Here is a 10,771-nt window from a genome sequence, read left to right on the forward strand (position 1 = left end):
CTCAGACCTCCTCGGCCACGCCGAGCAGGTCGCGGACCTCGGCGGCGAGGGTCACGGAGCCCGCGGCGACGACCCCGCCGAACTGGTCGCCCGAGGCCTCCGCGAGGTCCACGGCCCGCTGGATCGCATCGGGCAGGGAGGCGGACTCGATGACGCGGTCCTCGTCCTCGAAGACGTCGCGGGCGACGTCGGCGAGGCGGTCGGCGGGGATCGCGCGCGGCGAGGAGGACTGGGTGACGACCACGGTGTCCAGCAGCGGCTCGAGGGTCGCGAGCAGCTGCTCGGCGTCCTTCTCCTGCAAAATCCCGACGAGGCCGATGGTGCGGGTGAAGCGGAAGTTCTCGCGCACGGTCGCGACCAGTGCCTCGGCGCCCGCGGGGTTGTGGGCGGCGTCCACGAGGATCGTCGGCGCCTGGCGCACCACCTCGGCACGGCCCGGGGAGGTGACGGTCGCCAGGCCCTCGGTGAGCAGGTCCGCGCCGAGCACCTGCTCGCCGCCTCCCAGCAGCGCCTCGCAGGCGGCGATCGCGAGCAGGGCGTTGTGGGCCTGGTGCTCGCCGAGCAGCGGCAGGAACACGTCCTCGTAGCGGCCGGCGATGCCCTGGAAGGCCACGAGCTGCCCGCCGACGCCGGGGGTGCGCGAGAGCACGCCGATCTGGTCGCCCTCGATCGCGGCCTCGGTGCCCAGCTCGAGCAGGCGCTCGCGGATCACGTCGAAGGCCCCGGGCTCGCTCTGCTCGGCGATCACGGCGAGCGCGCGCGAGGTGAGGATCCCGGCCTTCTCCCCCGCGATCTCCTCGATGGTCTCGCCCAGGTACTCCTGGTGGTCGAAGCCGATGGGCGCTATGACGGTGACGTCGGGATCGACGACGCCGGTCGCGTCCCAGGTGCCGCCCATGCCGGTCTCGACGACGGCGACGTCGACGGGGGCGGAGGCGAAGGCCTGGTAGGCCATCGCGGTGAGGTACTCGAAGTAGGTCAGGGGCGGGCCGCCGGCCGCACGGGACTCCTCGTCGACCATCAGCGCGAAGGGCTCGACGTCCCGGTAGGCCTGGACGAATGTCTCCTCGTCGACGCTCTCGCCGTCGATCGCGATCCGCTCGGCCGGGGAGTGCAGGTGGGGGCTCGTGGTGCGCCCGGTGCGCAGGCCGGCGGCGCGCAGGATCGCCTCGGCGATGCGGGCGGTCGTGGTCTTGCCGTTGGTGCCGGCGATGCGGATGGAGCGGTAGGAGTTCTGGGGGTCCCCCATCAGCTCCATGACCCGGCGGATGCGGCTCAGGTCGGGCTCGATGCGGTTCTCGGGCGCCCGCTCGAGCAGCGCCGCGTAGACCTCGCGCAGCTGAGGGCCGAGCTCCGGACGGGACGGACGTGGCACTGCGGCTCCTCGGGACGGGGTGGGGCGGGGTGGAGTGCGGCGGCCGACGGCCGGCGGCCGTCCTCCAGTCTACGAGCGCGCGCCGGGGAACGCCCTCACGGGTCCTCCCCATCGTGCGCCCATCCACAACGGGCGCCCGGCCGTGGTCGCACGGGCACCGTCTACCTAGCGTGACCGGCATGCACCGCGGGGCACCTCCCGCGGCGCGAGCGGCGGGCGAGGAGGGGCACATGGCCGAGGGACTGACGGGACTCCGGGAGGTCCGGCGGGAGACGGTGGGACCGGGGGCGGCAGGGGTCGGACGATGAGCGGCTTCTGCGGCATGGACACCGCACAGGTGCGCGATCACGCCGAGCAGCTCCGCGGCGCCGCCGACCGGCTCGAGGCATGGCAGTCGCATCTGGACGCCGCCGTCGCGGGCGCCGCGTGGAGCGGTCCGGACGCGGAGGCCTTCCGCTCCCTGTGGGCACTGCTCTCCCTGGACGCCTTCCGGTCCGCCACCGCGGCACTCGCCTCGCGAGGCGAGCAGGCCGCCGCGCAGGCCGACGACCAGGACGCGGCCTCGAGCGCCCAGGGCAGCGGGGGTGGGGCGGGCGGGGGGCGTGGCTCGGAACCGGGAGCGCTCGGCGTCTGCGCGCCCGACGCATCGGACCCCGTCTCGGGAATCCCGGATGCGCCGTCGTCGGACATGCACCAGGGGTACCTGCGGGACGACAACCCCGTGATCCCCGACTGGCTCGAGCACCCCGGGGAGCAGCTCCTCTCCGGCACCGCCCACTCGGTCTCCGATGCGGTCGGCCGGAGCTGGGACTCGGGCCTCGACGTCCTCGAGCTGGGGCTCGATCGCTCCGGTCGGCGCAGCGACGCCATCGGCCAGCTGCGCCGGGACGGCGACCGGTTCGGGGGGATCCTCGAGGACTGGGCCGCGGGCGAGCGAGCGCCCACGTACGCGGAGCTCGGGGCCTCCGGGGTCGTGACGCTCGGCTCCGCCGGTGCCGTGACCTCCGAGGCGGTCAGCGACGACGACCAGGACACCGCCTTCCTCGACGACCGTCCCGGCGGCATCGTCTCCGATGTGCGGGTCGACGACGCGCCGTCGGCGAGCCCGCGGGACCTGGGCGACCTCCTCATCGGCAACGACTCCCTGCGGATGAAGGGCCGCGGCGCCGACTCCTCGGGCGCGCTCGCGACCGGGCAGATCGGCGTGCAGGAGGTGCGCAGCACGTCCGGCGGCGATCCCGTGTACATCGTGCAGGTGCCGCCCACCGAGGGCCCCGATGTCCAGGACCTCTCCGGCGCCTACGGCCAGACGGGCAACTCCCGGGACTGGGGCTCGAACCTGCGGCTCGTCGCGGGCCAAGACCCTGCCGCGATGGACGACGTGCGCGCGGCGATGACGGCCGCCGACGTCCCCGCCGGGGCCGACGTCATGCTGGTCGGCCATTCGCAGGGCGGGATCATCACCTCGCACCTCGCGGCGGACCCGAGCTTCAACAGCACCTGCGGCGCGGAGGGCACCTTCAACGTGACCCACAGCTTCTCGGCGGGCTCCCCGGTGCAGACGGTGATCCCGTCCCAGGACTCGACCCAGGTCGTCAACGTGGCGCACGGCCCCGTCGGCCTGGATCCCCACCTCTCCCTCGGCACCTCCCACCGCCCGGACCTCGAGTACACCGGCGATCCGATCGCGGAGCTGGACCTGCAGGGCGCCCAGATGGGAGGCGGCACCCTGAGCGCGCCGAACGTGCACGAGGTGATGCTGCCCGGGAGCACGCAGCATGCGAGCGACGGGGTCCGCGGGATCGAGGCGAACCATGAGTCCTTCGAGAGCGGTTCCCCGGACGCCTACTACTACGGATCGATCCAGGAGCACACCGCCTCCGACCCCGTCCTGTCCGCGCTCCAGGGCGATCTCGACGGCCGGTACATCGGCGAGGGCACGTACGTCTCCCGTTCGACCGTGGTCGACGTCGGGCGCGGTGAGCCGTGACGGCGTCCGGTCGGGTCGTCCCGGATCAGGGCCGGCCGTCGCGGCGCCGCCGCCCTCCCCGCAGGCCCCGCAGGCCCCGCAGGCCGATGCTCAGTGCGAAAAGGCGAAGCCCCACATGAACACGGTGATGAGCACGAGCATGATCAGCGCCGTCGGGATCTGCACGGCGATCGCGCCGTACTTGTTCCTCATCTCCAGCAGCGCGGCCGGCACGATGTTGAAGTTCGCGGCCATCGGCGTGCACAGGGTCCCGCAGAACCCGGCGAGCATCCCGAGGGCGAACACCGCGGGGGCGTTGCCGTGGAAGTTCTCCACGAGGATGGGCCAGCCCACGGCGGCGGTCATGATCGGGAAGGCCGCGAAGGCGTTGCCCATGATCACGGTGAACACGGCCATGCCGACGCAGTACGCGATCACGCCCCAGACCAGGACGTCCTCGGGGACGATGAATCCGAAGATGTCGCCGACGGCGGTGCCGACGCCGGCCTCCGTGAACAGGGTCCCCAGGGTCGAGAGCATCTGCGGGAGCAGCGCCGCCCAGCCGATGGCCTCGAGCAGTCTCGTGCTCTCGGTGAACGGGACCGACAGGCGCGGCGGCCGCAGGATGATGCAGGCGACGACGAGGGCGACCAGCGCGCCCACGCCGAGCCCCGTGAGCGTGGCCGAGCCCTCCGCGAGCAGCGGCTCGCCGCCCACGCTGAGCCGCGGGCCGAGCAGCGCCACGATCACGGTGACGATCGGCACGAGCAGCGCGGGGATGAACAGCCGCCCGCGCAGCCGCGCCGCGAAGCCCTCCCTCTCCTCCTCGGAGGTGGTGTGCTCGGTGCCCTTGCCGAGTCCGCCGAATCCGGCGATCGCCACCATCGCGAGCACCGCGAGGCCCAGCACCCAGGCGGGCGCGGAGCCGGCGGTCACGAACGTGGAGTAGAAGAACGAGAGGCCCAGCAGCCCCCAGAACGCCGCGGAGCCGAGCCTGCGCGAGTGGTCCTCGTGCGTGGCGACGAGCACGGCGACGGTGAGGAAGAAGGCGCCGATCAGCCAGTAGAGCCATTCGTTGGAGATCACTTCGCGCCTCCCTGCGGGACGGGGACGGCGCCGGCGAGCCGGTCGAGCCTGCGGTCGAGCCGCAGCAACCGCGTGCCGTGCACCAGGTAGGCCATCACGGCCACGGGCACGGCCCAGAGCGCCAGCTGGATGGGCTCGAGGGTGAGCCCGTAGGTGGTGTCCACGAAGGAGGTGATGAGGAGGATCGACCCGATCGCCACGAAGGCGTCCTCCCCGAAGAAGACGCCCACGGTGTCGGCCGAGGCCGAGTACCCCTTGATGGTCTCGGTGGCCTTCTCATTCGGAGCGGCTCCTCGGCGCCGCTCCTCGGCGGCCTCCGCCATCGGGTAGACCAGCGGCCGCACCGTCTGGGCGGGGCCCGCGACGGACTGGAGGCCGATCGCGGCCGTCGCCTGGCGGATCAGCATGTAGAGGGCGAGCAGCCGCCCGGCGGTGAGGCCGCTCAGCCTGCGGATCAGGTTGCCGGCCGCGGCCTGCAGCCCGTACCGCTCGATCAGGCCGATCACCGGGAGCACGAGCACGAAGGTGGTGATGGAGCGGGACCCGGCGAACCCGGTCCCGAAGGTGTTCAGGATCTCGACCGGCGTGAGGCCGCCGATCAGCGCGGTGACGATGCCGGAGACGGTCACCACCAGGAGGGGGTTGATGCGCAGGGCGAAGCCGATGATCACCAGCGCGACCCCGATGAGGACGAACATGGGCGCTTCCTTCAGTCGGTGCGGGATGCGAGGGCGAGGTGCGCCTCCCAGGCGAACGTGGCCAGCCAGTGGGAGGCCATGTACTCCTCGGAGACGGCGGAGCGCAGACCGGGCTCCATCAGGCGCGGGGCCGCATCCCGCAGGGCTGCGGCGAGCTCCCGGCCGTGCTCGGATCCGATCCGCTCGAGCGCGTCGGCGATCCGCAGGCCGCTCGCTGCGGCGGTGAGGCCGAGCCCGTCGAGATGGGACTGGTACCCGTCGCTCGGATCGATCACGGGGACGGGGCGGAGCACGTCGGAGCCGGGACGGAGGCGGGAGAGGAAGCGCGGCAGCCAGTCGGCGAGCTCGTCCTCGTCGAGCACCTCGATCATGAGGTCCGCCTCGCTGAGCCCGGCGGAGAGGAAGTCCTGCCCGCTGCGCTCCTGGTCGAAGGCCCAGTCCGCGTCGTCGAGGAAGAACCGCCGGGCGGCCTGCTCGATCTCGCCGCTCGCCTCGTCGGCCGAGGCCGCACGGGTCGCGCGGGCCGCGAGCAGCAGGCGGCGCAGGCCGAACGCGGTGTTGGTGTGCAGCCCGTGCCGCACCGGCAGCGGGGTGCGCGGGAGCCAGCTGCGCGTCAGGGCGAGCACCTCGTCTCGCAGCGGGGCGGCGGCGCCGGCGAGCCGGCGCAGCTCCGGTGTGCGGGCCTCTGCGAGCGCCACGGCGAGCTGCGCCGCCCACGCCCATCCGTAGGGCCTCTCCCAGGTGGGGTGCTCGCGCAGATAGGCCGCTTCGACCGCGAGCTCCTGCGGGGCGAGGTGGTCGGCGAGCAGCACGAGGGCCTGCTCCCGCCAGGGGGCGTCGGCCGTGGCCTCGACGAGCGATGCCAGCAGCCAGTGCATGTGCACGCTCGAGTGCCAGTCGAAGGAGGTGGCGAAGGCCGGGTGCATCCGGGCGGGCTGATGTAGGTCCTCGGCGGAGTCCTGCACGTGGTGGGCGGCGTACGGGAACTGTCGCGAGAGGTTCTCCAGGGCCACCCCGGCCAGGGCGTCGAGCGGCGCGTCGGCGGGGACTCCGGTGTGCGCGATGGTGGTCATCCGGGGCTCCTTCCACGGCGGCGCCCAGCGCGCGGACCGCCCCGACAGTCTGGGACCCGGCACCGCCCGTATCGAGCCGACGCGCCGGGTCCCCGCCGCCTCACGCCTTCGCGACCGACACATTCACCGTGCCGCCGGAGACCTTCTCGCTCGTCTCGTGCGCCCCGGGAGCGGGATCGGCCGGCACCTCGAGCGCGGTCGCGAGGACCTCGCCCGCCACCAGGTCCCGGTGGGCGGCGACGGCGTCGACGACGGCCTGGTCGCCCGAGACCGTGAGGGTGATCCGGTCCGAGACGTCGAGCCCCGCGTCGCGCCGGGCCGACTGGATCGCGCGCACCACGTCGCGGGCGGTGCCCTCGGCCTCCAGCTCGGGCGTCACCCGGGTGTCGAGCACCAGGAAGTCGCCGCCGCGCAGCACGCCGATCGCCCGGCCCTCGGCCGCCGAGTCGGAGCCGGCGACGAGATCCAGCGAGTACTCGCCCTCGGCCAGTGCGATCCCGCCGGAGGTGACCGTGCCGTCCTCGGCCACGGACCAGTCGCCCGTCTTCGATCCCTTGATGACGGCCTGCACCTGCTTGCCCAGGCGCGGCCCGGCGGCGCGCGCGTTCACGCTGAGACGCTGCTCGACGCCCATCGAGCGCGACTCCTCGCTCGCCACGTCCACGAGCCGCACGTCCTTGACGTTGAGCTCGTCGGCGATGATCTCCGCGAAGGGCGCGAGCGAGGCCGGGTCGTGGTGGACCACGGTGAGCTGCGCGAGCGGCAGACGCGCCCGCAGCCCCTCCTTCTTGCGCAGCGAGTTGCCGACGCTCGCCACGTGCCGCACGTCGTCCATCTGCGCCACCAGACCCTGATCGGCCGGGAACAGCTCCGCGTCCGGCCAGTCGGTGAGGTGCACCGAGCGACCGCCGGTGAGCTGCTTCCAGATCTCCTCGGAGACCATCGGCAGCAGCGGCGCTGCCACGCGGCACAGCGTCTCCAGGCACGTGTAGAGCACGTCGATCGCCTGCTCGTCGCCCTCCCAGAAGCGATCGCGCGAGCGGCGCACGTACCAGTTGGTGAGCATGTCCAGGTAGTCCTGGACCTTCTCGGCGGCATCGGCGATCGCGAGGGCCTCGAAGGACTCCCGCACGCCCCGTGCGAGCACGCCCGTGCGGGCCAGCAGGTAGCGGTCCATGACGTCGTCGGACTCGTATCGCGTCTTCCCCCGGTACCCCTGGGGCCGGCCGTCCGCGTCCTTCGGGCCGGCGGCGTTGGCGTACAGCCCCAGGAAGTACCAGACGTTCCACAGCGGCAGCACCACGTGGCGGGTGGCGTCGCGGATCTTCGCCTCGTCGACGATGAGGTTGCCCCCGCGCAGGATCGGCGAGCTCATGAGGAACCAGCGCATCGCGTCCGCGCCGTAGGTCGCGTACATGTCGCGCACGTCGGGGTAATTGCGCAGGGACTTGCTCATCTTCTGCCCGTCCTCGCCCAGCACGATGCCGTGGCAGATGACGGAGGTGAACGCGGGACGGTCGAAGAGCGCCGTGGCCAGCACGTGCATCATGTAGAACCAGCCGCGGGTCTGGCCGATGTACTCGACGATGAAGTCCGCGGGGTTGTGGCTCTCGAACCACTCGGCGTTCTCGAAGGGGTAGTGCACCTGCGCGAACGGCATCGAGCCGGAGTCGAACCAGACGTCGAAGACGTCGGTGATGCGGCGCATCGTCGACTTCCCGCTCGGATCGTCGGGGTTCGGCCGCGTGAGCTCGTCGATGTACGGCCGGTGCAGGTTGACCTCGCCGAACTCGTCGCGCGGGAGCGTCCCGAAGGCCTCCTCGAGCTCCGCGAGCGAGCCGTACACCTCGATGCGCGGGTGGTTCGGGTCGTCGCTCTTCCACACCGGGATCGGCGAGCCGAAGTAGCGGTTGCGGGAGATCGCCCAGTCGCGAGCGCCCTCGAGCCACTTGCCGAACTGGCCGTGCTTGACGTTGCCGGGCACCCAGTCGATCTGCTCGTTGAGCTCGAGCATCCGCTCGCGCTGATCGGCGACCTTCACGTACCAGGAGCTCACGGCCTTGTAGATGAGCGGCTTCCGGCAGCGCCAGCAGTGCGGGTAGGAGTGCACGTGGCTCTTCTCCCGCATCAGCCGGTGCTCGCGCTGCAGGTTGCGGATGATCGGCCGGTTCGCATCGAACACCTGCAGCCCGGCGATCTCGTCGAGCGCGGTGCCGCGGAAGTAGTCGAGGAACTGCGCGCCGTCGTCGACGGAGACGATCACGGGGATCCCGTACTCGGCGTTGACCTGCTGGTCGATCTCGCCGTAAGCGGTGGCCTGGTGGACCACGCCGGTGCCGTCGTCGGTCGAGACGTAGTCGGCGACCGTCACGATCCACGCGTTCTGCGTGCCCCAGCGATCGCGGTCCTCCGAGTAGACGGTCCACAGCGGCTCGTAGGCCATGTGCTCGAGCTCGGCGCCGCGATAGGTGCGCTCCTCGACCGCGGCGACGGCGTCCTCGGCGCTCGCGTACCCGAGCTCCTTCGCGTACTCGCCGACCAGGGCCGCGGCCAGCAGGTACCGGTCGGCGCCGGAGGCTCCGCCGTCGGCCGCACCCTCGGGCCCGGCGGGCGCCACCGCGTACTCGACCTCCGGGCCCACGGCCAGCGAGAAGTTCGTGGGCAGCGTCCACGGGGTCGTCGTCCAGGCGAGAGCCTTGACGCCCGCGAGGCCGAGCTCGTCGGCCCTCTCCCCCTCGAAGGGGAAGGTGACGGTGACGGTCGGGTCCTGGCGGTCCTGGTAGACGTCGTCGTCCATGCGCAGCTCGTGGGAGCTCAGCGGCGTCTGATCGTTCCAGCAGTAGGGCAGCACGTAGTAGCCCTCGTAGGCACGACCCTTGTCCCACAGGGTCTTGAAGGCCCACAGCACGGACTCCATGAAGGAGACGTCGAGGGTCTTGTAGCCGTTCTCGAAGTCGACCCAGCGCGCCTGCCGGGTCACGTACTCCTCCCACTCCTTGGTGTACTTCAGCACCGAGGAGCGCGCGGCGGAGTTGAACGCCTGGACGCCCATCTCCTCGATCTCGGACTTCTCCGTCATGCCCAGCTCGCGCATGGCCTCGAGCTCGGCGGGCAGGCCGTGGGTGTCCCAGCCGAAACGGCGGTCCACCTTGTACCCGTCCATTGTGCGGAAGCGCGGGACCACGTCCTTGACGAAGCCCGTGAGCAGGTGCCCGTAGTGCGGGAGCCCGTTGGCGAAGGGCGGGCCGTCGTAGAACACGTACTCGGGGGCGCCCTCGCGCTGCGCGATCGAGGCGCGGAAGGTGTCGTCCCTGTCCCAGAACCGCAGGATGCGGCTCTCGAGGTCGGGAAGGTTCGGCGAGGGGACGAGCGGGTCTCCGGAGACCGGATAGACCATGAGGACCTCCGAGCGGGGCGTAGGCGGACGGCGACTGTGCTGTCCGAGGACGCCGCTCCCCTCCCCTGCCGACCTGCGGCGGGGCGGTGCGCGTGCGCGGTACCACCTCGGTTGACGCCCCGGAAGGCGTCCCCTCGTTCCTCAGCTGTGACGGGCTGGTCCCGGCAGGTTCTACTGGGCCGACGGGCCGCTCGCGCTGCGCGCTCGGGCCCCTGACCGTTCTTCCCGCGGCTCACCGGTGATGGCCGGGTCGATGCCGATGGGCGTCAGTCTACGTCGGGGCCGACGGGCGGGTCACCGGGGTCCGCGGTGGAATCGGTCTCGTCGTGGGGTGGGGCGGGTGGGCGGAGGGCGGTATGAGGCCCACGGGCGGGCGTGCCGGTGCGGCGCGATGCATCGGCGCGAGAGCTCGACTCGTGTCGCTCTCGACGTGTGTCAGGTTCTGGTGTCGCGTGCGCGTCGGCTCGGTATCCGTGGTTCCTCCACAAGGGGGTGTTGTCCACGGGGTTATCCACTGAGAGGTGGGTGGGCACAGAGGAGGCGGAGAATGTTCGCGGGTTTATCCACATTCTCGATTGAGGTCTAGTTTTCGGTGGCAAGACGGGATAGAATCGGACATATCGATCGAGCATGAGAGATCGCGGGTTCACGGGCGAAGTCGTCGGATTCATTGTTCTCGTCTATCGATTCAGAGTCCTTACGTCGTGCACTATCGCGCGGAGTCGTGGAATGCCGGGAAGGGGGTGGGTGTCATGAGTGCGGTGGAGCAGCCGGAGTCGCAGGGTCGTCTGGACCTGCCCGGGCAGCCGGCGGTCGAGTCGACCTTCTCGGTCCTGGATGACGTGGAGAAGATGACCGAGCGTCAGCGTGAGGACATGCATGCCCACACGCCCCGCTTCGTGGCCGCGCCCCCGGAGGGTGTCAAGCCGCTGTTCATCGTGAAGGAACCCAAAAAGGCGGTCTGCCGGGATGTGGTGGCGCGCAGGGTCAAGGCGAGGCCGGATGCGGAGCTCACTGCGCAGGTCCGTGCCCTGTGGGACGAGGGTGTCGACGAGTCCTATGAGCTCTCCCGCCGCTTCGTGGCGCTGGCTCCGTTCTGGGCGGGGCGTGAGGACATGGACGCCGACCCGTTCGAGGTCGAGCAGCAGGACCTGATGGTCGCTGTGGCGATGC

The 10,771-nt window shown here is 71.5% G+C and carries 7 protein-coding genes; 2 read left to right on the forward strand and 5 right to left on the reverse strand.

What is annotated here, in order from left to right; all coding sequences use genetic code 11:
• Window position 1: 1 nt before the first annotated feature.
• Window positions 2–1,375, reverse strand: coding sequence for a glutamate ligase domain-containing protein (locus tag I8D64_RS15095; RefSeq protein WP_200503619.1), 1,374 nt, complete (start codon window positions 1,373–1,375; stop codon window positions 2–4).
• Between the two features lie 322 nt (window positions 1,376–1,697).
• On the opposite strand from I8D64_RS15095, the gene I8D64_RS15100 reads away from it, so the two are divergent.
• Window positions 1,698–3,365, forward strand: coding sequence for a WXG100 family type VII secretion target (locus tag I8D64_RS15100; protein ID WP_246483087.1), 1,668 nt, complete (start codon window positions 1,698–1,700; stop codon window positions 3,363–3,365).
• A gap of 90 nt (window positions 3,366–3,455) precedes the next feature.
• Here the strand turns inward: I8D64_RS15100 and I8D64_RS15105 are convergent, their stop codons facing one another.
• The 4 genes from I8D64_RS15105 to ileS form a co-directional block, all read right to left on the reverse strand.
• On the reverse strand, window positions 3,456–4,430 hold the full coding sequence (locus tag I8D64_RS15105; RefSeq protein ID WP_200503621.1) for a DUF979 domain-containing protein: 975 nt from the start codon (window positions 4,428–4,430) through the stop codon (window positions 3,456–3,458).
• Entirely contained in the window at window positions 4,427–5,128 is a 702-nt protein-coding gene (locus I8D64_RS15110; protein WP_200503622.1) for a DUF969 domain-containing protein, read from the reverse strand. Before I8D64_RS15110 ends, I8D64_RS15105 begins: the two co-directional genes overlap by 4 nt.
• A gap of 11 nt (window positions 5,129–5,139) precedes the next feature.
• Window positions 5,140–6,201: a DUF2891 family protein gene (locus I8D64_RS15115; RefSeq protein ID WP_200503623.1), complete on the reverse strand. Its 1,062-nt coding sequence runs from the start codon at window positions 6,199–6,201 to the stop codon at window positions 5,140–5,142.
• 100 nt (window positions 6,202–6,301) lie between these two features.
• Entirely contained in the window at window positions 6,302–9,598 is a 3,297-nt protein-coding gene (gene ileS, locus I8D64_RS15120; protein WP_200503624.1) for an isoleucine--tRNA ligase, read from the reverse strand.
• A gap of 761 nt (window positions 9,599–10,359) precedes the next feature.
• Between ileS and I8D64_RS15125 the strand changes: the two genes are divergently transcribed.
• On the forward strand, window positions 10,360–10,771 hold a 412-nt coding region (locus I8D64_RS15125), incomplete at its 3' end, for a hypothetical protein (RefSeq protein ID WP_214651301.1).

It is taken from the genome of Brachybacterium halotolerans, from assembly GCF_016623465.1.
Taxonomy (GTDB): domain Bacteria; phylum Actinomycetota; class Actinomycetes; order Actinomycetales; family Dermabacteraceae; genus Brachybacterium; species Brachybacterium halotolerans.